Here is a 24,683-nt window from a genome sequence, read left to right on the forward strand (position 1 = left end):
AAGTATTCTCCCTATTCCAATAAATTTGAACAACCTTTGTCTTTATAGCAAAGGTTTCTTTTTATATAAATAGTTTTCAAGGTGCACATCTTCTAAAACTAACAGTAAGGTATTAACCCTAACATCCATTTTCAAAGTTAATTATTAAAAATAAAAGCTTCAAATTACGACACTAAATAAGTAAACGTTTACTTTATATTTTTGATGTTTTCCATAGTTTTAACTGCTATAAAAGGGGTTAATAGAGCCTTTTTTAATTTATTTTGTCAGAAAATAAAAATAATATTGACAATTAAGCGTTTTCATTTTATGATTACTTACGTAAACGATTACTATAAATTAAAAATTGAAAAAGGGGATGTTTTTAATGAAAAACAAATTAAAATGGAGTGGTGTATTTCCAGCAGTTCTTATTCCGTTTAAGGACGATTATTCAATTGATGAAGAGGGCTTTCGTTCTTTAGTTCGCTGGGTCGCAGGTCATGAAGGGGTTAATGGAATTGTAGTAAATGGTCATACAGGGGAAATTATGACTTTATTGCCTGAAGAACGTGCAGAGGCCGTACGAATTGCAGCTGATGAACTAAAAGGTCGCATTCCTGTTATCTCTGGTGTTTCGGCAGAAGGAACAATCGAGGCTATCCAACATGCTCGAGCTGTAGAAAAAGCTGGAGGAAGTGGAATCCTTCTTATGCCTCCACATTCTTGGCTACGATTTGGGATGCAAGAAGAATCACCAGTACAGTTTTTTAAAGACGTGGCAGAAGCTATTAACATCTCAATCGTTGTTCACCAATATCCAACTTGGACAAAAACATCGTATACAACTAGCCAATTATTAGAAATGGCTGCTATTCCAAACGTTGTGTCCATCAAAGTCGGACAACGAGATATTGCACAATATGAAGTAGATATTCGAGCACTAAAAAAGAATGCGCCTGATGTTTCACTGTTAACGTGTCATGATGAATACTTGTTACCTACTTTAGTTCAAGGAATCGACGGTGCATTAGTTGGATTTGGCTGTTTTGTACCAGATTTAATCGCAGAGCTAGTGAAATGCGTGAAAGACCAAGACTTAACAGCAGCTAATGCGGTGTACGATCGTATCTTTGAATTAAAGCAAGCTGTATATAAAATGGATGAGCCTTCTTCTACTTCTCATTTGCGTATGAAGGAAGCCATGTATCAACGTGGATTAATTAGTAGCTCATTAGCAAGACGTCCTGTATTACCTTTAAAAGAAGAAGAGGTAGAAGAGATTCGTCAAGGGTTATTAAAAGTAGGATTACTAAAAGATGAAGTGAAAGCGTAATAGATGTTGTAGGTAGTGGGGGCAATCTTGCAACCACTACTCTTTAGTATTTAGGTGGGACTCGTTTATAATAGATAGATATACTTGACCCACGGAGGTATGTACTATGAGTGTAAGTATCAAGGATGTGGCACTTAAAGCTGGTGTTTCAACAGCTTCTGTTTCACGAGTATTGACAAATAAACCTGGTGTTGGTGCGAAAACAGCAGAACGAATTCGCAAAGTAATGGAAGAATTAGATTATCGTCCTAACTTAGGAGCAAGAGGACTTGTTAAACAAAATACAGGAAATATTGCAGTTGTAGTTCCAAGGGGATCATTTATTTTAAATAACCCGTTCTTTTCAACAGTATTAGAAGGAATAGCAAAAGGAATTGACCAGACGGACTATAATATGATGATGTCGTTTACCTCTTCTCAACAGAAACGGTTGCTTGAAACTCAAGCCGTAGATGGTGTTATCCTTTTTGCACCTAGGAATGAGGAACTAAGCTTAGAATGGTTAGAGAGTATTCGATTACCGATTGTCGTAGTGGGGAGCTATTTAGAAGGATCACCTTTTCCTTGTGTACGACCGGATGATGAAGATGGTATCAAACAAGCTGTGAATGCTCTCTATGAGCTAGGGCACCGAAATATTGGGATTGTAAATGGACCGATGAGTTCCATGCATAGTGTCAAGTGTTTGAACGGCTATAAAGAGAAAATGGATGAATTAGGTTTAAATTATTCTTCTGAAAATGTTTTTGAAATTGCTGAATTTGATGCGCTAAAAGCTACAACAGAAGTAGCTGCGTTTCTAAAAAAACATAGAGACATTACAGGCATCGTTTGCTCATCTGATTATTTAGCCATCGGCGTTATTAAAGCAGCTGATATGATTGGCTTATCAGTACCTGAAGACTTATCCGTTGTGGGAGCTGATGATGTTCCGATTTCAGATTTTATAACTCCTGCGTTATCTACAGTTCATGTGGATTTACTAGGTATTGGACAAAAAGCAACCTCGATCCTGATGAGTATGTTAGAAGGGAAACAAATTCGAAAGAAAGACGTCGTATTCACAATGGAATATGTCGACAGGTCCACAACCGATAGGCCAAAACATAACTAACATTTATACGTAGGCTCTAAAAAGATTTTAGGGTCTACTAGTTGTTGTCTTTTGTTGTAAACCTTTTCATTTTATTAAAATCTTATATTTCCACTTTAATTAAGTATTGTTTTATACATCCTAGGATCATTGTCATTGCGGTTAGAGGGAATCCCTACTAAGGAGGATTTATGTATGAATACAGAATTAAACAGAAATTCTTCAGAACCCACTAAGACTATCAACTATGATCACGAAGAAATTGGTTTGTCTAATCGTGCTACTGAACTGCTTACACGTATAGAGAGCGTTCCCTTTTCACGTTGGCATATTAAACCACGTGTCATTATGGGTTCAGCGACATTTTTTGATGCTTTTGATGCATTATCTCTAGCATTCGTTTTGCCTGTATTAATTGGAATATGGAATTTAACTCCTGGTCAAATTGGTATTCTTATCGGTTCCGGATACCTTGGACAAGCGATTGGAGCTATCTTTTTTGGTTGGTTGGCTGAACGGTTTGGCCGCGTTTATAGTGCTAAATGGACCGTTTTTTTAATGTCAGGAATGAGCATTGCTTGTGCGTTTGCTGGGAATTTTCATGCACTACTATGGTTACGGTTCGTACAAGGTATTGGAGTAGGCGGTGAAGTTCCTGTTGCTGCAGCTTATATAAATGAACTTTCAGTTGCACAAGGACGCGGACGTTTTTTTATGCTATATGAAATGATCTTCCCTCTTGGGTTAATGATATCTGCGCAGATTGGTGCTTTAGTTGTACCTAGTTTTGGATGGAAGTGGATGTTTTTAATCGGTGGAATCGGTGGATTAATTGTCTTTTTATTCTTCTTTAGGTTGCGTGAATCGCCTCGTTGGTTAATTTCAAAGGGCAGATTCGATGAAGCAGAACGAGTGATTGAAGAAATTGAATCGAGTACGGATAAACGTATAGAAGCAAAAATTAGTGCACCTCAAGCTGTAGTAAAAGGAGATTGGAAAGAATTATTTTCCCCTTTTTACCGCAGTAGAACGCTAATTGTTTGGACTCTTTGGTTTTCTTCCTACTTTGTTGCGAACGGACTCAATAACTGGCTTCCAAGTTTATACAAAACAGTTTATAACCTTCCATTAGAAGAATCTCTACATGCAGCGTCACTAACGAATGTCATTCAAACGATAGCTGTGTTTGCTTGCGCATTACTTATTGATAGAGTTGGCCGTAAAAGGTGGGCAACTATCGCTTTTCTAGTTGTAGGGTTACTTTTAACAACGCTTTGGTTTAACGGTGCAAAATCTGCTGAAAGTGTTATGTATTTAGGTTCAGCAGCATACGGTGTCATGGGAACAATTACGGTTCTTCTCTACCTCTATACACCGGAAATTTATCCAACACGTATGAGAGTACTTGGAATCGCATTTGCGACAGCCTGGTTACGACTAGCTTCAGCTATTGCTCCTACGATACTCGGCTTTGTATTAGGCGCTAAAGGAATTAGTTCTGTTTTTGTTCTATTCGCTTGTGTAGCTGCAGTGGGTGCATTTATGGCATTTAAGATGATTGAAACACGTGAGAAGGTATTGGAAGATATTGCGCCATAGGCGAGCAAACTTTAAGAGGTAAGGTTAAGATAATCTTACCTCTTTTGTTTATGAAGGCTACGATTTGTTAATTCCTGTACATTATCTCTTTATCCCTACCAGGTAAGAGAAACGTTACAATAATAGAATTTTGAAGTACGTAAATGATCAATAGATGAGGGAGCTCTTTAAGTAATGTTATTTTATGCCGAAAGGAAGAATGCGAATGATTAAAAAAATAGAACACGTAGCTATAATTGTTAAGAACATGGATCAGGCCATTGAATACTACTCGGATATGTTTGGCTTCAAGGTTCGCCTTCGAGGGTCTTCAAAAATAAGAGAGATGGCATTTTTGTATCTGGGCGAACAGCCAAATATAGAAATTGAATTAATTCGAGATATTAGTTCTATGAGTGATTATCATAAAAGGGGTATTGTTAATCACCTCGCTTTTACAGTAGAGAATATGAACGAAGCAATGAACCACTATAAGAAAAAAGGAATTGAATTTTTATCTCCTGAACCCCAACCAACACTAGAAGGTGGACGTATGATTTTGTTCCACGGACCCAGTGATGAACTGTTACAATTAGTAGAAAGAGTAAAACGATAAATAAAACAGAATCATCAAAATAAACTACTTAGGTTATTTCCACTCGATATCTGAAAAAGTAGTATTTATCGTCGGAAACCCACCTGCTAGGCCAGTGGATTTCCGGCTTTTTTAGTTATCATAAAAAATTTTATAGGAACCAAGCAAACGAAAGAACCCCTACGAAATTGAGATTTCCAAGGAGATTGAGCTTCTGTATTTTGCAACCTATTTAAGGAGATTATTCCTTTATCTAAATCAGCGCAAGAACTTGTTAGAAATCTCAATTTCAATCATTAACGATCTGTGAAAAACAGTAATTTGAGGGAAATATCATCTTTTTTTAAATTGATATGATTTACCTTAATTTTCATATGGCTATGATTAATCTTCAACTTTTGTAATTCAACATAAATTATCTTATTAACCGGTTGGATCATTATCCAATCGGGGAGCTTGACCGAGCTATTCACAAGCTTCAAAACAGAAGAAATAGGAAGATTTAACTTACCTAAAGAAAAAGATTTTGGTATTAAAATTAAATCTCCATTTTTTGAAGCTTTGGGTATAAACGTAATTTTTACTTGAACTTTTTCTGAGAGGACAGGCACAAATCCCTTGAATTCAATCACATCATTTTTTAAACGTACGTTGTATGATGTGGTTATATTCACATATTGATTAAGTAATTTGTTAAGGTCTTCCTTATGTGTACTAATATTAAATTGTACAGACTTTTTATTATCCATAAATGTGTTTGGTAATGAAGTTGGCTGATCTGTTGAAAAGACCATGCCCCCAACCATTATTATGATGAAAAGAACTCCTCCTAAAAGCGTAAAAAAGGCAATTTTCCATCGGTTTTTTATACTCATAAGCATGTTCCTTTTAATTCTATTTTTTATCTGTTTACATCTTCTTTTCATAATACGTTTTCGCAGGAAAACGCAACCTAAGTTATTCTTCTAGATTAATATTGTTTAATTGTTGTTTTAGGTCCCAATCTTTAAGTTTTGCCTTATCCTCAAACCATATATTTCCCCCTTGAAGCCAATATTCACGATATTCATCAATAGTCATTCCTAATTCCATTTCGTCATATTCTGGCTGAAAACCACAACAAGAACATATCAGTCCGATATTCGGTGTCCCTTTTTTGTTATATAGTGGTCTCGACAAATGACTATATCCACAAACTAAACAAACGTAAGATTTTCTCTTCCTAAAGTTTTTAAACAATGGGTTTGTTCACCTCTTTTTGAACCAATTAAAAGACTTCAGAATCAGATCATTAAATTTTTTTAAAAAAGACTATTCCTATGACTCTAAGCAATAAGGGTCCTTATCCCATTAATAATAGGGTGTCATCGTATTCTTGGGCTTTAACTTTCCTTATCCTAATACAAAATGAAATTTAAAAAAACGTACGTAAGGGCAATCTAACCTATGTTTTTTAAAAGCAAAGAATGTTCCCACATTTATTGAAATCTTGTTAAATAGACTCTTGGAAGGAAATACCTATTAATTTTTTTGAAAAATCTTTTTTTATAAAAAACATAAAAAATAATAAATCTGCCCAAACGTACGTATTCAGCATTAAAATCCTTTGTTACGATTTGTTTTGAACAAGAGATATATAGATTGAGCAGTAAATGGAGAGGAGAACGATATGTCTAAATTGTTGTATAAAGTAGGTGGCTGGTCTGCCAGAAATAAATTTAAAGTCCTTGGTGGTTGGATCATTATAATGATTGCCATCCTAGGAATTGCTTTTTCCATGAAACCAGCGTTCAGTGAGGAGATGACTATCCCAGGAACAGCTTCTGAAAAAGCTGCTGATATCATTTCTGAAGAATTTCCATCTTCACCTGATGTTGGGTCGATACGGATGATTTTCGGTGCTGAGGGGAAAGAAAAACTTAATTCAAAAGAGGCTCAAAAAGCTATCTCGGATGCACTTGCTAAAATCTCGCAGGATAAATCAGTAAAATCTATTGTGAATCCTTATGAAGTAGGCACCATCAATAGTGAGGGCACTGTTGCCTATGCTGATATTACTTATAAAGAAAAAGCTGAAAATATAACTGAAAAATCTAAAGAACTAGTAAAAGATAGTGCCAAGATGACAGAAAATCAAGGTATTCAAACAGAATTAAGTGGAGATATTACAGCTTTTAAACTTGAGATTGGTGGCATATCCGAAGTAATCGGAATCGTTATGGCATTCATCGTGTTGGTTGTCATGTTCACTTCATTTTTGATAGCAGGATTACCGATTTTCACAGCTCTGATTGGATTAGCTACAAGCCTAGGAATTACATTCTTAGCTACTAATTTCTTTGATATCTCGTCAGTAAGTATGACGCTAGCCATTATGATTGGTTTAGCAGTCGGTATAGACTATGCATTATTTATTTTCTCTAAGCACAGACAACAGCTGTCCGAAGATATGGATATTCATGAATCAATTGCCCGAGCAACGGGAACAGCTGGAGGAGCCGTTGTATTTGCTGGTTTGACTGTAATGGTGGCACTCTGCGGTTTAACAGTAGTTGGCGTACCATTTCTCGCAGTCATGGGATTAACGGCAGCTATCAGTGTTTTAATGGCTATGCTTATCTCTATCTCGTTAGTTCCAGCTGTTTTAGCTTGGGTAGGGAATAGGATGAAACCTAACCAGAATGTGTCAGGTATTTTTCGATTCGTTACAAAGGGAGGGAAAAAGAGACAGGGACAATCAACTAATTGGTGGGGAAGATTTCTCAAACGTCAGCCATTGTTGATTACTATTATTAGTATTTTGCTTCTATTAACTATTAGTGTACCTGCTCTTCACCTAAGACTCGGTCTTCCAGATGACGGCATGAAGGCTGAAGGTACGCCAGAAAGGCAAGCCTATGATTTAATGGCAGAAGGGTTTGGTAAAGGAGTTAATGGCCCCCTTGTTGCGTTGATTGATGTATCTAATACAAGTGAAAATAAAACAGATGCGATTAATAAAATTTCTAAAAAACTAACAGAATTAGACAATGTGTCTAGTACAACTCCCCCGGTACCAAGTGAAAGTGGAGACTACGTAATTGTCAATATTGCTCCTAAAACCGGACCTAATGATGAAGAGACGACAAATTTAGTACATGATATAAGAGATATTACAGCATCAGATAGCAAAAATAGCCCACACATATACGTGACGGGTATGACTGCAATTAATATTGATATAGCCGAAAAACTAAATGACGCTATACCGTTATTTGCTGGTTTAATTGTAGGATTTGCTTTCTTATTACTGGTAATTGTATTCCGATCTCTACTCGTTCCCCTAACTGCAGTACTAGGTTTTCTATTAACTATGACGGCTACGTTAGGGTTTGCAGTCTTCGTTTTACAAGATGGTTATTTGGGTAAATTATTCGGAATTCCTGCAGAAGGGCCTATTTTAGCCTTCTTACCCATTCTTGTAATAGGTATCTTGTTTGGTCTTGCTATGGACTATCAAGTCTTCCTTGTTAGCCGTATGCGAGAGGAATATGTAAACACAGGGAATGCGAGAGAATCTGTTCAAGCAGGTATCAAGTTCAGTGGTCCTGTCGTTACGGCTGCTGGCTTAATCATGATTTTCGTATTTGCGAGCTTTATATTCGCAGGAGATGTAATGATTAAATCAATGGGATTGGCTCTCGCCTTTGGTATCCTATTTGATGCTTTTGTTGTTAGATTGACCATCATTCCAGGTCTTATGATACTAATGGGAAAAGCATCTTGGTACTTACCAAAATGGTTAGATAATATTATTCCAAATGTTGATATTGAGGGCCATGGTCTAGACGAAGTATTAAAAAAAGAAAAAAATAAAGAAGAAAAAAAGCATAGCTTAAGATATGATAAGTAAAAAAAAAAGACTTCTACTTTATGTAGAGGTCTTTTTTTGTTTCGTCTTTTACCTTATCGGTTTATTTTATAAATGAATGATACCAGATTGAATGGCTACAACTACAGCTTCCGTTCTTGAATCAACCCCTAATTTATTATAGATACTGGTTAATTTAGACTTTACTGTTCTCTCTGCAATCCCTATGTCATAAGCAATTTCCTTACTTGTAGAACCACGTGCTATGGCTTGTAAGATCGTCATTTCTCTTGGTGTTAACATGACTTTAGATTTACTTTGCTCTTTTAGAAGTTTTGTTTTATAGTTTTGAATTCGCTCTGTAATCTCAGGCTGTAGCAAAGTCTCTCCTCTAATGGCTGAATCGATGGATTCGAATAAATTCTCTACTCCTGTATCCTTTAATAAATACCCTTTAGCTCCTGCCTCGATTCCTTTCATCATCAATTGATCCTCGTTATAGGTAGTAAGGATAACAATAGGAATTTCAGGGTTTGTTCTTCTGAGTTCCGTAATAGCTTCTAGTCCACTCATGACCGGCATATACAAGTCCATTAAAATAACATCTGGCTTTAGTTTTTCTACTAGATCAATAGCTATTCTCCCGTTTTCAGCTTCCCCTACGATTACATATTTATCACTTGTTTCAATAAGTAATTTAAGACCCTCTCTCACTACCAGGTGATCGTCTACAATTAATATTCTATGTTGCATTTACTCAGCTCCTTGCAGTGGGATGTTAATTTGTACATTTGTTCCTTTATTCTCCTCGCTATCAATGTCCACTTTTCCTCCTATAATACGAACTCTTTCTTGAATACCTAACAATCCATAGTGGTTCCCATTATTTATTTTCATATCAGTATTAAAACCGATCCCATCATCTTTGACTGAAACGAAAAGAACGTTTTCCTTTACCTCAATTCTTATCCAAACGTTTGTGGCTTTTGCATGACGCGCTATGTTTGATAAACATTCGCTTATAACACGCAAGCAGTGTTCTGATATCGTACTGGAAAGCTGTTGCATAACTCTGAATTCAAAATGACATTCTAGTCCAGTTGCGACAGTAAAATACTGTACTTCCTCTATAATAGATTGTTGGAAATCATACTCTTCCTTAGTATGCAGGCGTAAATTATCAATTGCTAATCGTGCATCAGCTAATAATTCACTCACTCTCTTCATAGATTGCACGACAATTTCTTGGGCTCTTTTGTCATTCCCTTTAGTGAGATGAACATTCGTTGCTTCTAATTGCATTTTTAGTCCAGCCAACCCTTGTGCCAATGTATCATGTAAATCCCTTGCCATCCTTTGACGCTCGTTATGTAGTGTGAGCCGTTCAACTTGCTGGTGAGCTAATTCAATTTCTTCTAACATATACTGTGTTCGTATTCTAGCATTAACTTGGTTGAAAAATATAACAGCATAAGACACAATAACCACCATGATAGGTAGAGTAATAATCAAAAATGTATCAATGATTTTATCAGGGACCATAACTAATGTATTTATAGTGAATAAAACAAGAATCATCAAAAATAGATAGTTTTTTTTGCGTCCTGCGGTTCCTATTGCTTGGCCAACCAATAAGGGATAAAGAGTAATAATTATTAGAGGGATATCTTGTGTGAAAAAGGCACTGATATATACAATGAATGACTGCAAGACAAAATACATCCAAAATTTTCTAGGTAAAAATAAATTAGAATAACAATAGATAGTGGTAAAGAGTATAATGAGTATTGTAAAAATTACATATTGTTCGATTGCAGGCGCAGTTTTAATTTTTAATATTAAGGATATAGTATAAGCTATTACTATCCATATTAATCCAGGTAATCTTGCGGCCCTCATATTGTTATATTCTTTCTCATTCGGTGTCCTACCATAAGCCGTATTATTCATAACTCTTCACTTCCTTTAGTAATAAACATAATATAAATTCTCCCATTATATATGCCCTTAAGGGCAATCAAAATTTCTATTATTAATACTCAGAATCTGAGTCAGAGTCATATAAAGTTATTGAGAAGATAAAAAATAAAAGATGGAACAAATCTAATAGTAATCTTTTGTAAGTAGTATACAATATGTATTTCTGGTTAACATAATGGATTTTATAGGTAGTTACAAATGTAAGAAATTTCATTATTTTTAAATGTTTTAAGTAGTAACACTATATAGATACAAAAAGTATCTGATATACCTTAAGTAGGGGTGTAAAACTTTCAAAAGAATGTTATCCTATAAATCGGACTAACTGGATATGAGCTAATTATAGTTATACAAAAAGAATTCTTAATATAAAAATTTCATTATTTTTTTCCTAGAGGCTTTGGCTTTAACTTAGAAGAATTTCAAATAAAAGATGTATAGGTAACTAAGCCAAATGTTAAATGTAATTTTTATTAATAAAATAAACAGGCTTAATTAAATTTTTAAGAAGAATCACATCAAAATAGGGGGGAGTAGATGAGAAATCGTTTTGTAAATCTCTTATGGTTTGTTTGTTCCATTATGCTCAATGCTTTAGGCAATAGCTTTATGATAATTTCACATTTAGGTAGTTCTCCCTGGACAGCTGCTGGTCAGAATCTGGGTTCTATATTACCGTTTTCTATCGGTGTATGTATTATCATTTTAAATTTTTTTTCATTTATCCTTAGTTATTTGATGAAAACAAAATTCACTTTAATTATGGTTATAAAAAGTATGGGGTTAACTTTCATTTATGGGATGTTTGTAGATATGTTTGTGTCTTTACATCAGGTAGTCTATGTACCCGAAAATATATGGGTTCGTTGTTTATATTCATTAATTGGGCTTAACTTTATTGCAATTGCTATATCTATTTACTTTCAAGCAAGTTCAATATATTTACCTTCTGATTATTTGTTAAAGTCATTTGGAAAGCTAATGAACAATTACAAAATTGGAGCAATTATGTGTATGCTAATTCCTTTAACAACTAGTATTGTTATTATGTTACTTAATCATCATGTAATTGGTCTAGGTATAAGCACTCTACTATTTGTATTTGGAAGTGGCTTTTTAATAGATCATTATAATAGGGTGATTATACTGAATAACTATAAAAAGCCAAATATAAGCGCACCATAAAGGGTTTATGGTGCGAAGATAATGTTTATTTAAAACACATAGAGATTTCTAGATGAAGTGTCTTTTAAACAACGTTTTCAAATAGTCGATAGATGAACTTCACTTGATTTTGGAGAGCCTGTTTCCATAAAACAAGCTGTCCTTTCTTATTATATACATCGAGTCTATGTCAGAAATGAGAGGTGTAGCCGTGCGAAAGGATTTCAGTTCTAACGTGGAACACAATCATCGATTTATTAAAAAATGATGATTGTGTTCCATATTTTTGTGCTTACTTCTAGTAATTAATTAAATTAGTAGACTCTTAAGGGTCCTAGTTGATATTTGTAACAACATTATCTGAATTGTTATATTGTTTAATAACAAGATAAAGAAGCATACAATGTTCAAAATTAGATGTATCTAATGATGTTAGTTCTTTTATTTTTTCTAAACGATAAATTAATGAATTACGATGTATGTATAGGTTCCTTGCTGTTTTACTTAAATTCATATTGTATTTACAATAAACTAAAAATGTCCTAGCAAGGGTAGAAAAGTTATCATGGTTTATCAGAGGAAGTAAATCCTGACTGAGATTATTGAAAAACTCGGATGGTAATTCGTTTGTTAATATTTCTAAGGTAATATCCCAATTATTGTAGTGATAAACTTGTGGAACTATATTTGTCTTTTTTCCTGCTATTAGCGCTCTTGATGCGTTATGATAAGATTCCTTCATTCCTATAATTCCACTTTTTGAGTCACCTATTGAAATAGCAGAAGAAAGATTGTATTTTTTATTTAAATGCTGATTAAATTTTTTAATTGTATAGTTAATTTTTTTCATAAATTCAATGTCAGTTTCTTCTGAATCAATAACTTTGAAAATTCCAAATTGTTCGAAGTTTAATTGACCAATTATATCCTGGTTATTGCTCATAAAAAAGTACCTAATAATCTCCAAGAGCTCCTGTTGAATTTGTTGTATTGATAATGAACTATATTGTGTTCTAGATGAATTAATTGCCAATGTATCAATATCAATAATTAAACAAATTCTTTTTATTGTTAAGTTATAACCTAGCATTTCTCCATATCTAGTAATATGTTCTAAGTCATATTCATTATGAGTGCCATTAAAATGGAGAAGATAATGTATCAAGGTATCTAATGCTTTTACTTCAAGTGAATTCATCTCTTTTTTTAAGGATTCATGACAGATCATCTCAATATGATTTTTTACAAGCTGGATATATTTATCAGTCTCCTCATTTTTTTTAATCTTCCCTATAATTCCAATAGCACCAAGTACTTTGTTATTCACAATAATAGGAGCAGCTACTCCAGGATAAATATTTGGTAAATTTCGTACGTGTTCTTCCCCCCAATAAATTAATTCTTTTCTTTTAACTACTTTAAATAATAGTTTATCGAAAATACCTAATCTCTTTGGGTCACTTACTCCAATAAGATAGCCGTTACTGTCAGAAATGCTTACAGGATAACCTATTATCTTGGTTGTATCTTCTGATACTGTTTGGGCAATATGTTCTAGAATCAATTGGGTCTCCTCCTTGATGTTTAGATATAATTTATTGTCCCTGAGAGGAATAAATGAATTATAGAAATAATCGTTTTTTATTCTTAAGAACAGAAAATTTTTTTATTAGCTACACTAATTTTCGTAGTTTTAATAATTAATTTTAAATTTATTTATTATATATCTCTATCAACTTGTTAGAAGTTCTTACATAGTTAGATTTTATATAATGGTAAAACCATATATTAATAGAATTCAATTCATATTTTATAAAAAAAGACAATTAATTGTAAACGCTTTATTTTTAATTATAAGGCATTCGAAAATAATTAAAAGAATAAATCTTTCTAAATTAGAAAGGAAGATAATCTAATATTTACAAAAACTAGCCATATTTTTTACATAATTATACATATAATTTAATTTTTTGTGTATTTTTCTGTTCTTTTGTTGAAATTACACTAATCTAATAGTCAGAAAAGTTTAATTTTTTGTACATTTTTGACGTAGTTTAAAAACCAATATTTAAATTATAGTTATAACAAGTCCTAATACAAATTATTTAAAAAATAAAAGGTAAGTTTTATTCGGTTAACTTAGTATAGTTCTTTATACAAATTGTTTAAAGGGGGAGTCAATATGAATATTCTTGTAGTTGTAAAAGAAACATTTGATGTAGAAGAGAAAATTGTAATTGAAAATAATAAAGTTAATGAAGAGGGCGCTGAGTTCATTGTTAACCCATATGATGAGTATGCTATTGAAGAAGCTGTTCGTCTTAAAGAGGAAATTGGAGGAGAAGTCACGGTAGCTACCGTAGGCTCAGACCGATCTGAGAAGGTATTAAGAACAGCATTAGCAATGGGAGTGGATAAGGCTATTCTCATAGAGGAAGATACAATATTAGAGGATGAGAGTATAGTAGCAAAAATTTTAGCTAATTTTGCCAATAAAAATAATTTTGATCTTATTATTGGAGGTAATATGTCTGTTGACTATGGATCTGGACAAATAGGTCCACGATTAGCAGAAGAGATTGGAATTCCTCAAGTTACGGCAGTTACTAAATTATCTATTGAAGGTAATGAAGCTACTGTTGTTCGTGATATTGAAGGAGATATTGAATCTATTCAACTGTCACTTCCTTTCTTAATGACAGCTCAACAAGGGTTAAATGAACCACGTTACCCATCTCTTCCTAGTATTATGAAGGCTAAAAAGAAGCCTATTGAGAGAGTTAGCGCTATGGAACTAGGCGTATCTTTAGGAGAAAATCCAGGAAAAAGCATTACAGTTAAACAATATCTCCCGCAAGAAAAACAAGCAGGAAGAGTGCTAGAGGGAAATATAGCCGATCAAATCAAAGAACTTGTTCAAATTATGCAGCAAGAAACTAAATTAATTTAGGAGGTTATTATAATGAATAGAAAAGTGCTTGTATTAACGGAAACTAGAGAAGGCCAATTACGTAATGTATCATTAGAATCCTTATCTGCTGCTAGGAAGATTGCTAATACAGGGGAGGTTATAGCTGCTGTATTTGGGAATGATGGTGAGCAATATTTAACAACGCTTGCTCAGAATGGCGCTGACAATATTTATCTAGTAAAAAATGAACAATTAGAGCAATATACAACTGATGCATATTTTCAAGCAATTTGTCAAGTTATAAAAGAGGTAGAACCTGATGTTATTTTACTTGGTCATACGGCAATTGGAAAAGATGTCGCTCCTCGTGTAGCTTCTCGATTAGGATTAGGACTTATATCAGACGTGACAGATTTGTCAGTGGAGGGGGAAGACATTCTCTTTACAAGGCCAATTTATGCTGGTAAGGCTTTTGAAGTAAAAAAAATTACAGTAGGTAAAGCTTTTGCAACCCTTCGTCCGAATAATATTCCATTAGAAGAATGTGATGTTGAAAAGACGGTGAAATCTACTCTTTTAAATGTTCAAATTCAAGATATTCGTACCACTATCAAAGAAGTAGTTAGAAAATCTACGGGTGGAGTAGATTTATCGGAAGCCAATGTTATCGTATCAGGCGGTCGTGGGGTTAAAGGGGAAGATGGTTTTGTCCTATTAAAGGAGTTAGCTGATGTGCTAAATGGGGCTGTTGGAGCATCCCGAGGAGCTTGTGATGCGGAATATTGTGACTATTCTCTACAAATTGGTCAAACAGGGAAAGTAGTTACTCCTGACTTGTATATTGCCTGTGGAATATCAGGAGCAATTCAACATGTAGCAGGAATGTCAAATTCTAAGATAGTTATTGCTATTAATAAGGATCCTGAGGCTCCTATTTTTCAAGTAGCCGACTATGGAATTGTTGGAGATTTATTTGAAGTAGTACCTTTATTAACAGAAGAATTTAAGAAGTTAAAACATGCTACTGTTTAATTCAGTAAGTATGCCAACCTATAAAGGGATGTGAAACATTATGAGTTGGGTGCATATCAACCTCATTGCATTTTTACTGGTCGTCGGTTATGCAGTTTATTTATTTGCTCATTTGATGTATAGCCGTATGACCTTCATCAAGCTCGGTAGAGCTGTAGATTTAAAAGAAAGTGCGCCCAAAAGTCTTAAGGCATTTTGGGTCAACGTTTTTGGGCAAAAAAAGCTTTTGAAAGATCGTAAAAGTGGAATTATGCATATTGTTTTATTTTACGGTTTTCTCCTCGTACAATTTGGAGCAATTGACTTGATATGGAAAGGGTTGAACCCTAGTTCACATTTACCTCTTGGTCCTATATATCCATATTTTCTTTTATCGCAAGAGGTAGTAGTCATGTCCATTTTAATTGCCATTTTTTATGCATGGTATCGACGCAATGTTGAAAAATTAAAACGATTAAAAAGAGGTTGGAAGGCTAATCTAGTCGTTTGGTTAATTACCATTTTAATGCTAAGTACATTCTTATCTGAAGGGTTGGAAATAATCTGGCTCCATTCAGAAAAACTAGATTTTCATTATACCCAGCCAGTTGCTTCTACAATTGCACTTTGTCTGAGCAATATTGGATCAAATAACGCTGGTGTCTTGTTCTACATTTTTTGGTGGGTACACTTACTTACATTGCTTTTCTTCCTAGTATATATACCCCAGGGTAAACATGCACACTTAATATTCGCATCTTATAACTGGTTAATGAAAGATAAAACTCGTCCACCTGGGAAACTAAGCACCATGGACTTTGAAAAGTTAGAAGAAGAAGGTGCAGAAGAATTTGGAGTGGGAAAAGTTGAAAACTTTACACAAAATCAGTTAATAGATTTATATGCGTGTGTTGAATGCGGACGATGTACGAACATGTGTCCTGCATCAGGGACAGGAAAAACTCTCTCCCCAATGGATTTGATTATAAAAATGCGAGACCATTTAACTGAAAAAGGTGCCGCTATTACTGGTCGTACCCCTTGGATGCCTGCTACTGTTTTTAAAGAAACGAATGGAAATATGTTAGCCAGACAAGCAAAGGTAGCAAATGAAAGTGCTAAAGAAGTAGCAGTAGCTCAAGATCAAACAGAAAATGATAGTCTTTCTGAGCTCAAACTCAAAATTCCTTATGATGTGTCTCTTATTGGAGATGTTATTACAGAGGAGGAACTTTGGGCATGCACAACTTGTCGTAACTGTGAAGATCAATGTCCAGTAGGGAATGAACATGTTGGCCACATTATTGATATGCGTCGTTATTTGGTCATGACAGAAGGTCAGGTACCATCCGATGCACAACGTGCATTAAATAATATTGAACGTCAAAGTAATCCTTGGGGAATTAATAGGAAGGATCGGATTAAATGGCGTAAAGACATGGAAGATGTTGTACCTACAGTAAAAGAGATAGAGTCATTTGATTACCTTTTCTTCGTTGGTTCTATGGGATCTTTTGATAATCGTAGTATAAAGCTGACTCGTTCATTTGTTCGAGTGATGAATAAGGCTGGAATAAAATTTGCTATTCTTGGGAATGAAGAGAAAAACTCGGGTGACACTGCACGACGCCTTGGTAATGAATTATTATTTCAAGAATTAGCAATGGAGAACATTCAAAACTTCCAAAAATATAATGTTAAAAAAATCGTAACTATGGATCCACATGCCTATAATACCTTTAAACACGAGTATCCGGAGTTTGGATTAGACGATGTGGAAGTTTACCATCACACTGAATTGTTATTAGATTGGCTAAATCAAGGACTTATTAAACCTGTAAATGAAGTAAAGGAACGTGTTACATTTCATGACTCATGCTATATTGGCCGATACAATGGTATTTATGATGCACCCCGTCAAATTTTATCTACAATTCCAGGAGTGAATCTTGTAGAAATGGAACGGTCAGGATGTGACAGTATGTGTTGCGGAGCTGGCGGAGGCATGATGTGGCAGGAAGAAGATCAAGGTAAACGTGTTAATATTGAGCGAACTGAACAAGCATTAGCAGTAAATCCAACAACAATTGCTAGTTCTTGCCCTTATTGTTTAACAATGTTATCGGATGGGACAAAGGCTAAAGAAGTAGAAGATGAAGTACAGACTTTGGATATGGTTGAGATTCTAGAAAAATCATTGTAGTCATTTAAAAAGGGCTTAAATTATTATTAATGAATCTTGTAATAATTATTCTTTTTAAGAATGTTAAAATACGCAAATAGGGAAGCGCTTACAAATTTATTAACTAATGCAATTATATTTATCTATTTAAGGAGAGAAGGATATGAATAACCAATTTGATCTAATTATTGTAGGTGGAGGAATTATGGCAGGAAGCTTAGCATACAACCTGCTTAACGACGGTTATACAGGAAGTATCGCTATTCTTGAAAAAGATAGAACTTATGAATACTCTTCAACACCGCGAAGCGAGGGAGGGATTCGCCAAACGTTTAGCACTGAAATAAATATTAAAATGAGTCAGTACAGTTATCAGGTATATAAAAGGTTTGAAGAAGAGATGGCAATTGATGGAGAATTAAGTCTCATTGATTTTAAACAACATGGTTACTTATATCTATTAAATGATAAGACACTTCCAGTATTTAAGGAGATTATGAAAATGCAAGAATCTCTGGGAGTTAAAGCACAATTAATGGATCAAACAGAAACCAAAGAGTTCTTTCCAGAGCTTAATGTGGAAGATCTAGAGGGTTCCGTTTTAGATCCAGATGCAGGAAATATTGATCCCTATTCTGTTTTACAAGCATATATCAAAAAGATAAAAAGAATGGGCGGCACCTTTATTTATGACGAAGTCGAAGCTATTTTACACGAAAATCAAAAAGTTACAGGTGTTAAGTTAAAAAATGGAGAGAAGTATCATGCGCCAATAGTTGTCAATGCTGCAGGTGCATGGGCGGGTGAATTGAGTCGAACAGTAGGTATTGATATTCCTGTTAAACCTCTCCGTCGACAATTATTCAGTATAGATACTAAGAATAAATTTCAAAATCATATTCCATTTACTTTTGATCCTACAGGATTACATTTTCGTAGTGAAGGATCAAAGATAGTTGTCGGGTGGGCAAATGACGTTCCATACGAATATAACTTCCGTTTAGAAAAAGCTTTATTTGAAGACAAGATTTGGCCAGTTTTAGCTGAACGCTCTCCGAATTTTGAGCAAGTAAAGTTAGAAAGAGGATGGGCAGGACTCTATGATTACAATTACATCGACCATAATGCAATTATTGGTGGACATCCATCAATGAAAGGATATTATGTAATCACTGGTTTTAGTGGCCACGGATTTCAACATGCTCCAGCTGCAGGAAAGGGGCTTTCCGAATTAATTCGCCTTGGTAAATTTGAAACAATTGATATGTCTTCACTATCTATAGAACGTTTTGCTACAAAACAACTTATTTTGGAAACAGCAGTATTTTAATAATAGAGCGAGGAAAAAACATGAGGTTAATAGGGAAGGTTTCATTTATAAACAGTCAGAGTCAAAATACTACAGCATTTATGGGACCTGAATTTGTTGAGGCACCTGTTGCTAGAAAAGAATTATTTAAATTAGTTCACCAAGATAAGTTTGAGTCTACTCTAATAGGAACAGGCTTTGTAAAGAATAAATTTATATTTGGAATAACCACTTTCTAATATCATAAGGAGGAATTAAATATGAGATTAAAAGACAAGGTATCAATTATAACTGGAGGAAGTCAGGGCATCGGGGAAGCAACTGCAAAAAAATTAGGGGAACACGGATCAAGAGTAGTCATTGCAGATATCAACGAAGAAATCGGATTACAAGCTGTAGAGAAATTAAGATCAAATGATATTGATGCGATTTTTATAAAAACTGATGTAAGCAACGAAGAAAACGTTAAAAGTTTAATAAATGAAACTGTAAATCACTTTGGGGGTCTTGATTCCTTAGTGAACAATGCAGCAGCCACAATGCGCAAGTCAGTAGTTGATACATCTTTAGAAGAGTGGAAAAAAGTCATCGATGTGAATTTAACAGGGACTTTCCTTTGTTCAAAGTATGCGATTCCTGAAATCTCCAAAAGAGGGGGCGGATCAATTGTTAATATGGCCTCGTGGCACGCATATAGAACAATTACTCGTTTTGCAGCTTATGCTGCTTCTAAAGGTGGAATGACGGCATTAACAAGACAGATGGCTCTAGATTGTGGTCCTCTCAACATTCGAGTGAACGCCGTATGCCCAAGTACTGTTGACACACCAATGTTGTATGAATCATTTAAAAGTTTACCTGATCCAGAAGAGGCATTTAAACAATCTTTAGCCTATCAGCCTCTCGGAAGAATCGCAACTGGTGAAGATATTGCTAATGCCTGCTTATTTCTCATCTCAGATGAATCAAATTATGTTAGTGGGCATTCATTAATGCTTGATGGGGGAACTTTCAATAAGGTTGCACGCCCATTAATGTTTGATTAAATCCATCATAGTTGTTTAGAAAATCCATTAATACTGCTGCAATGCAAAGTATATTAAGGATTGGAGATGTAATATGGAAGTTAATAATACCCGTCAACCGAAATTATGGGAAGTTTTTACGGTACTTATGCTGTTTTTGCTCACAATGTACGTTTCCTTAGCCGTTTTTAATCTTCCTATTCAGTTGTCTCTTTTAGCCTCTTGGTTTTTAATTATTTTTCTTGGGTTACGTCTTGGACATTCTTACAATGGTTTACAAACATCAATTGCAAGGGGAATCTCTACTGGTTTAGAAGCAGTTCTCGTTATTATCTTTGTTGGAGCTTTGATTGGATCATGGATAGCCGGGGGGATTGTTCCGACTCTCATATATTATGGACTAGAAATTATTAATCCGAGTATCTTTCTTTTTGCTACATTAATAGTTTGTGCGATTACCTCTATTGCGACAGGTACGTCCTGGGGAACTGCTGGAACAGTTGGTATTGCAATGATGGGTATTGGTGAAAGCTTTGGACTGCCTCTGCCTCTTGTTGCTGGTGCGGTAATATCAGGAGCATATTTTGGTGATAAATTGTCTCCTCTTTCTGATTCTACTGTTATGACAGCTTCTCTGGCTAGAGTAGAAATAATAGCTCATATCCGATCAATGCTCTTAATAAGTATACCTGCACTAATTATTTCTGGAATTCTTTTCTTGATAGCTGGATTTTTCTTTAACAGTAATAGAGCTGACTTAAGTATTGTACAGGATAATATTAATGCATTAAAGGATGCCTTTAGTATTGGTTGGTACATGCTTATTCCTATAGTAGTAACAATTATTATGTTGGCTAAAAGGATGCCTTCTATACCCACTCTTGCATTTGGTTCTGTGCTTGGAATCATTTGGGCAAATCTATTTCAAGGTATGGATGTCATTCCGGCAATAGAAACTCTGTATAGTGGCTTTAGTATTGAATCAGGTGTACCTTTTATTGACAAATTGTTTAACCGTGGTGGTATTGAATCAATGTTAGGTGTTATTTGCATTATGATATTAGCATTAGGATTTGGAGGGCTAATGGATCATGTTGGGCTCCTAACTACAATTAGAGTCAAGTTGATAAAGTATATGAACAACCCTGGACGATTAACTGCTTTAACGATTATATCTTCCTTTTTTGGGAATTTTTTCGGAAGCTCTGGTTACGTTTCTTTAATAACAGGGGTCAAAATGACAGAAAAGAGTTATGAAAAATTAAAGATAGACCGACGTGTTTTATCAAGAAATTTGGAGAGTGGGGGCATCTTAACTGCCCCAATGGTTCCTTGGTCAGATAACGGTATATATATGGCGACTATACTTGGCGTGTCTACCATATCGTATCTTCCGTTCTTATGGCTGAATTTCGTTGGGCTTGGTGTAGCCCTGTTTTACGGATTCTCTAATAAGTTCATTTGGTATATAAAGAATGACGGAAAAAACAAAGATGAAATTAAAACGGAAATTGAAACGGGAACTAAAACGGGGACTTTCTAAAAAATTACTTAGTAAATAAATTAAATATTAATACAGTTACTTTCTGGGGGTAAAAATATGGTAAAAAAAATTGATTTAAACTGCGATATGGGAGAAAGTTTCGGTGCCTATAAATTAGGAATGGATGAAGAAATTATTAAATTGATATCTTCAGCGAATATTGCTTGTGGATTTCATGCAGGGGATCCTAATGTAATGGATCAAACTGTTGCTATGGCAAAGGAATTTAATGTAGGTATTGGTGTTCATATAGGATATCCTGACCTTCTTGGATTTGGTCGTCGAGATATAGATATTTCACGGAAGGATTTAATGAATTATATCATTTATCAAATTGGTGCTCTTGAAGCATTTTGCCGTAAACATCATGTAGAAATTCAACATGTAAAAGCACATGGTAGCATGGGAAATATGTCATTTGTAAATCGAACAATTGCTGATGCTATTGTCGACGCTGTATATGAAGTTCTGCCTGAAACAAAAATATTTGTTCTCCCAGGTACTGAAATTCAAAAGGCAGCTGAAGAAAAAGGATTATCATCTGTTTTAGAAGTTTTTGCTGATCGTGCATACAATAGGGATTTGACACTTGTTTCCCGCAAGCTACCTGGTTCTGTTATTAAGGATCCCGAAGAAGCAGCAGAAAATGTATTAAGAATGATTCTGGAAGGAAAAGCCAAAACAATTGATGGAGATTTTATTGATATAAAAGCAGATAGTGTATGTGTTCATGGTGATACACAGGGCGCCCTAGACATCGTTCGATACCTGAAAAAGAGAATAGAAGATAAACAGATAGAAATCGCCCCTGTCGGTCAGTGGCATAAATAAAACAGACTATATTTTTAAATTGTTTTATATAAGGGAAGGGTGAATATTGGTGAACACAAATACAGTTAATCTTTCTCCCACATACTTTCCAATGGGTGAACAAGCTATTGTCGTTCAATTTGAAAATAAAGCTTCTATAGAGGTTAGTCGTCAAGTACAAACCTTTGCACATTTAATTAATAGGAATTCAATTGTTGGAGTAAACCAACTTATCCCTGCTTTTAATAACCTTACGGTTTTATACAACCCTAAAATGATAGGATACTATGAGCTATTAGAAAAACTTCAGGAAATAGAGAAATTAAATTCTGAGGAGGTTGATTTTAAAAGTAAAACTATACATGTCCCTGTTGTATTTGGAGGAGAATACGGACCAGATTTAGAGGAGATTTCTAAACATGCCAACCTAAGCATTGAACAAGTAATAAATCTTATTCATTCTAAATCTTATTTTGTTTATATGATTGGATTTATTGCAGGGTATCCATATGGTGGTGATATTGATCAAAGACTTTCAATGCCAAGACGTTCTAATCCAAGAATTAAAGTGAAAAAAGGAACCGTTCAAATTGCTAATAATTTAACTGGAATTTGTACCATGGATTCCCCTTCTGGATGGCATTTGGTGGGATGGACCCCAATGGAAATATTTAATCCATTCGAAGAACCTCCATGCATACTGCAAGGGGGGAACTATATTAAATATATTCCAATAGATAAAAATGAAGCTGAATTATGGAATGAAAAGAAACAAAGAGAGTGGGATCAAGAATGGAATTCGTAGAAGTAATAAAACCAGGATTATTAACTACTGTTCAAGATTTAGGACGACATTTGTACAGAACTTTTGGAGTTTCCGTATGTGGGGCAATGGATCCGTTATCTATACGTCTAGGGAATATTCTTGTAGGGAATGATGAAGGTGCAGCAGCTTTAGAAGCAACTTTGATTGGTCCCCATTTAAAATTTAATACAGAAGGAGTAATTGCAATAACAGGAGGTAACCTGTCACCCCTTCTAAACAATAAGCCTGTTTCTATGTGGAAAGCTTTACGTGTTCAAAAAGGTGATGAACTCAAGTTTGGTAGTTGCAAAGATGGTTGTCGTGCATATATCTCTTTTGCTGGTGGAATCGATATACCCGAGGTGATGGGAAGCAAATCTACGTATATCCGAGGAAATTATGGAGGTATTGAAGGAAGAGCAATAAAAGCTGGAGACTCTATACCCGTTGGGATGTCTTTATTTAGTTTTAATGATTTACATGGAAGAAAGTTACGTCCAGAGGATATCCCGAATTTTGAGGAGAGTCGTCCTATTGAATTTATCTTTGGTCCGCATATTAATGAGTTTACAAAAAATTCTTTTAAAGAATTTATTGAAGGTTCCTACACTTTATCCAATGAATCAGATCGTATGGGATATCGTCTTCAGGGTCCTCAACTAGAACATATAAATGGTCCAGATATTATCTCTGACTTTATGACAGTAGGCACAATTCAAGTTCCTGGTAGTGGTCAACCAATTGTTCATATGTCTGACTGTGGTACTTCAGGAGGTTATACAAAATTAGGAGTTATCGTTGGTGCTGATTTACCTTATATGGGACAAAAAAAACCAGGGGATAAAATTAAATTTAAACCAGTAGACATAGAAGATGCTCAAAGTAAATGGAATAAACAAGAACATTCTATAGAAGAGCTAGGTCTTATTAATAAGCTTTTGCCTAAAAGACGTTTACAAGCAAACTAGTCCTTGTATTTAAAACAAATTTATCTAAATTATATCTTTTATTAATAGGAGTGTTAAGAATGTTTAAAATTCAAGAAATTCGAGAGATTATTAGATTAGTTGATCAATCAGCTATGCAGGAATTCAAATTCGAAAATGATGATACAAAAATTTCAATGAAAAAAGGTGGGGAAGTATTTAAAGATTCCTCTACACCTAAACAAGAACAGCCTTTAACTTCAAATTCAGACGTTTCTTCAATAAAAGAAGAAGAGATTTTAGTAAATGAGGTTGAGCAACTAAAGAAAGATAGTATATATAAGGTATTATCTCCAATGGTTGGTACATTTTATGCTAGACCAAATCCAGAAGCAGACGCTTTCGTACAAGTAGGGGAACAAGTAAAGGAAAAGGATGTGGTTTGTATCCTAGAAGCAATGAAATTATTTAATGAAATTGAGGCAGAAGTAAGTGGAGAAGTTTTAGAAGTTTTAATAGAAGATGGTCAACTTGTTGAATATGGTGAACCTTTATTTTTAATTAAAAGAGATTAATTCTTGAATAT

22 protein-coding genes are annotated in these 24,683 nt (G+C 34.6%); 17 read left to right on the forward strand and 5 right to left on the reverse strand.

The genetic code is table 11. The features are described 5' to 3' along the window. Nucleotides 1–367: 367 nt before the first annotated feature. The 4 genes from AC0C45_RS25600 to AC0C45_RS25615 all read left to right on the forward strand — a co-directional run bounded on the left by AC0C45_RS25600 (nt 368) and on the right by AC0C45_RS25615 (nt 4,602). Nucleotides 368–1,315 (forward strand): dihydrodipicolinate synthase family protein, encoded by a 948-nt coding sequence (locus tag AC0C45_RS25600; RefSeq protein WP_472928970.1) that lies wholly within the window; start codon nt 368–370, stop codon nt 1,313–1,315. Between the two features lie 106 nt (nt 1,316–1,421). Further along, entirely contained in the window at nt 1,422–2,429 is a 1,008-nt protein-coding gene (locus tag AC0C45_RS25605) for a LacI family DNA-binding transcriptional regulator (protein WP_472928971.1), read from the forward strand. Between the two features lie 174 nt (nt 2,430–2,603). Next, nucleotides 2,604–4,007 (forward strand): MFS transporter, encoded by a 1,404-nt coding sequence (locus AC0C45_RS25610; protein ID WP_472928972.1) that lies wholly within the window; start codon nt 2,604–2,606, stop codon nt 4,005–4,007. Between the two features lie 205 nt (nt 4,008–4,212). Then, nucleotides 4,213–4,602 (forward strand): VOC family protein, encoded by a 390-nt coding sequence (locus AC0C45_RS25615; protein ID WP_472928973.1) that lies wholly within the window; start codon nt 4,213–4,215, stop codon nt 4,600–4,602. A 275-nt stretch (nt 4,603–4,877) separates the two neighbouring features. On the opposite strand, the gene AC0C45_RS25620 is transcribed toward AC0C45_RS25615, so the two are convergent. Together AC0C45_RS25620 and AC0C45_RS25625 are read right to left on the reverse strand one after the other, a co-directional pair. Next, complete coding sequence (locus AC0C45_RS25620) at nt 4,878–5,456, reverse strand: YpmS family protein (RefSeq protein ID WP_472928974.1); 579 nt, start codon at nt 5,454–5,456, stop codon at nt 4,878–4,880. 82 nt (nt 5,457–5,538) lie between these two features. Next, nucleotides 5,539–5,820, reverse strand: a complete 282-nt coding sequence (locus AC0C45_RS25625) for a hypothetical protein (protein WP_472928975.1) — start codon at nt 5,818–5,820, stop codon at nt 5,539–5,541. 430 nt (nt 5,821–6,250) lie between these two features. Between AC0C45_RS25625 and AC0C45_RS25630 the strand changes: the two genes are divergently transcribed. After that, nucleotides 6,251–8,473: an MMPL family transporter gene (locus tag AC0C45_RS25630; RefSeq protein WP_472928976.1), complete on the forward strand. Its 2,223-nt coding sequence runs from the start codon at nt 6,251–6,253 to the stop codon at nt 8,471–8,473. Nucleotides 8,474–8,539: 66 nt separating this feature from the next. Here the strand turns inward: AC0C45_RS25630 and AC0C45_RS25635 are convergent, their stop codons facing one another. Both AC0C45_RS25635 and AC0C45_RS25640 read right to left on the reverse strand, forming a co-directional pair. Continuing rightward, nucleotides 8,540–9,184 (reverse strand): response regulator, encoded by a 645-nt coding sequence (locus AC0C45_RS25635; RefSeq protein WP_095380001.1) that lies wholly within the window; start codon nt 9,182–9,184, stop codon nt 8,540–8,542. After that, nucleotides 9,185–10,381: a sensor histidine kinase gene (locus AC0C45_RS25640; protein ID WP_472928977.1), complete on the reverse strand. Its 1,197-nt coding sequence runs from the start codon at nt 10,379–10,381 to the stop codon at nt 9,185–9,187. A gap of 567 nt (nt 10,382–10,948) precedes the next feature. Here AC0C45_RS25640 and AC0C45_RS25645 point away from each other — a divergent pair. Continuing rightward, nucleotides 10,949–11,596, forward strand: coding sequence for a DUF6198 family protein (locus tag AC0C45_RS25645; RefSeq protein ID WP_472928978.1), 648 nt, complete (start codon nt 10,949–10,951; stop codon nt 11,594–11,596). A gap of 313 nt (nt 11,597–11,909) precedes the next feature. On the opposite strand, the gene AC0C45_RS25650 is transcribed toward AC0C45_RS25645, so the two are convergent. After that, complete coding sequence (locus AC0C45_RS25650) at nt 11,910–13,139, reverse strand: sugar diacid recognition domain-containing protein (RefSeq protein WP_472928980.1); 1,230 nt, start codon at nt 13,137–13,139, stop codon at nt 11,910–11,912. A 618-nt stretch (nt 13,140–13,757) separates the two neighbouring features. Between AC0C45_RS25650 and AC0C45_RS25655 the strand changes: the two genes are divergently transcribed. The 11 genes from AC0C45_RS25655 (at nt 13,758) to accB (ending at nt 24,672) form a co-directional block, all read left to right on the forward strand. Then, entirely contained in the window at nt 13,758–14,525 is a 768-nt protein-coding gene (locus tag AC0C45_RS25655; RefSeq protein ID WP_472928982.1) for an electron transfer flavoprotein subunit beta/FixA family protein, read from the forward strand. Between the two features lie 12 nt (nt 14,526–14,537). Then, a complete protein-coding gene (locus AC0C45_RS25660) occupies nt 14,538–15,518 on the forward strand; it encodes an electron transfer flavoprotein subunit alpha/FixB family protein (RefSeq protein WP_472928983.1) in 981 nt (326 codons plus the stop codon). 40 nt (nt 15,519–15,558) lie between these two features. Next, on the forward strand, nt 15,559–17,700 hold the full coding sequence (locus tag AC0C45_RS25665) for a (Fe-S)-binding protein (RefSeq protein ID WP_472928984.1): 2,142 nt from the start codon (nt 15,559–15,561) through the stop codon (nt 17,698–17,700). 142 nt (nt 17,701–17,842) lie between these two features. After that, complete coding sequence (locus AC0C45_RS25670) at nt 17,843–19,009, forward strand: NAD(P)/FAD-dependent oxidoreductase (RefSeq protein ID WP_472928985.1); 1,167 nt, start codon at nt 17,843–17,845, stop codon at nt 19,007–19,009. Nucleotides 19,010–19,029: 20 nt separating this feature from the next. After that, a complete protein-coding gene (locus tag AC0C45_RS25675) occupies nt 19,030–19,227 on the forward strand; it encodes a hypothetical protein (protein ID WP_472928986.1) in 198 nt (65 codons plus the stop codon). A 21-nt stretch (nt 19,228–19,248) separates the two neighbouring features. After that, nucleotides 19,249–20,034, forward strand: a complete 786-nt coding sequence (locus tag AC0C45_RS25680; protein WP_472928988.1) for an SDR family NAD(P)-dependent oxidoreductase — start codon at nt 19,249–19,251, stop codon at nt 20,032–20,034. A gap of 73 nt (nt 20,035–20,107) precedes the next feature. Then, nucleotides 20,108–21,556 carry a Na+/H+ antiporter NhaC gene (gene nhaC / locus AC0C45_RS25685; protein WP_472928989.1) on the forward strand — a complete coding sequence of 483 codons (1,449 nt, stop codon included), beginning with the start codon at nt 20,108–20,110 and terminating at the stop codon, nt 21,554–21,556. 57 nt (nt 21,557–21,613) lie between these two features. After that, on the forward strand, nt 21,614–22,387 hold the full coding sequence (locus AC0C45_RS25690) for a LamB/YcsF family protein (RefSeq protein WP_472928990.1): 774 nt from the start codon (nt 21,614–21,616) through the stop codon (nt 22,385–22,387). A gap of 49 nt (nt 22,388–22,436) precedes the next feature. Further along, nucleotides 22,437–23,171, forward strand: a complete 735-nt coding sequence (gene pxpB, locus AC0C45_RS25695) for a 5-oxoprolinase subunit PxpB (protein WP_472928991.1) — start codon at nt 22,437–22,439, stop codon at nt 23,169–23,171. Continuing rightward, nucleotides 23,159–24,139 (forward strand): 5-oxoprolinase subunit C family protein, encoded by a 981-nt coding sequence (locus AC0C45_RS25700; protein ID WP_472928992.1) that lies wholly within the window; start codon nt 23,159–23,161, stop codon nt 24,137–24,139. Before pxpB ends, AC0C45_RS25700 begins: the two co-directional genes overlap by 13 nt. Before the next feature lie 59 nt (nt 24,140–24,198). Beyond that, complete coding sequence (accB, locus tag AC0C45_RS25705; RefSeq protein WP_472928993.1) at nt 24,199–24,672, forward strand: acetyl-CoA carboxylase biotin carboxyl carrier protein; 474 nt, start codon at nt 24,199–24,201, stop codon at nt 24,670–24,672. The last annotated feature ends 11 nt before the right edge of the window (nt 24,673–24,683 follow it).

This window comes from Priestia sp. VA7, from assembly GCF_055710015.1.

Bases quoted from the DNA above. Each gene is read 5' to 3' on its own strand.
- AC0C45_RS25620 (WP_472928974.1), bottom strand. From the start codon at position 5,456: ATGAGTATAAAAAACCGATGGAAAATTGCCTTTTTTACGCTTTTAGGA.
- AC0C45_RS25610 (WP_472928972.1), top strand. From the start codon at position 2,604: ATGAATACAGAATTAAACAGAAATTCTTCAGAACCCACTAAGACTATC.
- AC0C45_RS25660 (WP_472928983.1), top strand. From the start codon at position 14,538: ATGAATAGAAAAGTGCTTGTATTAACGGAAACTAGAGAAGGCCAATTA.
- nhaC (WP_472928989.1), top strand. From the start codon at position 20,108: ATGGAAGTTAATAATACCCGTCAACCGAAATTATGGGAAGTTTTTACG.
- AC0C45_RS25605 (WP_472928971.1), top strand. From the start codon at position 1,422: ATGAGTGTAAGTATCAAGGATGTGGCACTTAAAGCTGGTGTTTCAACA.
- AC0C45_RS25675 (WP_472928986.1), top strand. From the start codon at position 19,030: ATGAGGTTAATAGGGAAGGTTTCATTTATAAACAGTCAGAGTCAAAAT.
- AC0C45_RS25690 (WP_472928990.1), top strand. From the start codon at position 21,614: ATGGTAAAAAAAATTGATTTAAACTGCGATATGGGAGAAAGTTTCGGT.
- AC0C45_RS25680 (WP_472928988.1), top strand. From the start codon at position 19,249: ATGAGATTAAAAGACAAGGTATCAATTATAACTGGAGGAAGTCAGGGC.
- AC0C45_RS25630 (WP_472928976.1), top strand. From the start codon at position 6,251: ATGTCTAAATTGTTGTATAAAGTAGGTGGCTGGTCTGCCAGAAATAAA.
- AC0C45_RS25655 (WP_472928982.1), top strand. From the start codon at position 13,758: ATGAATATTCTTGTAGTTGTAAAAGAAACATTTGATGTAGAAGAGAAA.
- AC0C45_RS25645 (WP_472928978.1), top strand. From the start codon at position 10,949: ATGAGAAATCGTTTTGTAAATCTCTTATGGTTTGTTTGTTCCATTATG.
- AC0C45_RS25640 (WP_472928977.1), bottom strand. From the start codon at position 10,381: ATGAATAATACGGCTTATGGTAGGACACCGAATGAGAAAGAATATAAC.
- AC0C45_RS25700 (WP_472928992.1), top strand. From the start codon at position 23,159: ATGGAATTCGTAGAAGTAATAAAACCAGGATTATTAACTACTGTTCAA.
- AC0C45_RS25615 (WP_472928973.1), top strand. From the start codon at position 4,213: ATGATTAAAAAAATAGAACACGTAGCTATAATTGTTAAGAACATGGAT.
- accB (WP_472928993.1), top strand. From the start codon at position 24,199: ATGTTTAAAATTCAAGAAATTCGAGAGATTATTAGATTAGTTGATCAA.
- AC0C45_RS25600 (WP_472928970.1), top strand. From the start codon at position 368: ATGAAAAACAAATTAAAATGGAGTGGTGTATTTCCAGCAGTTCTTATT.
- AC0C45_RS25670 (WP_472928985.1), top strand. From the start codon at position 17,843: ATGAATAACCAATTTGATCTAATTATTGTAGGTGGAGGAATTATGGCA.
- AC0C45_RS25635 (WP_095380001.1), bottom strand. From the start codon at position 9,184: ATGCAACATAGAATATTAATTGTAGACGATCACCTGGTAGTGAGAGAG.
- AC0C45_RS25665 (WP_472928984.1), top strand. From the start codon at position 15,559: ATGAGTTGGGTGCATATCAACCTCATTGCATTTTTACTGGTCGTCGGT.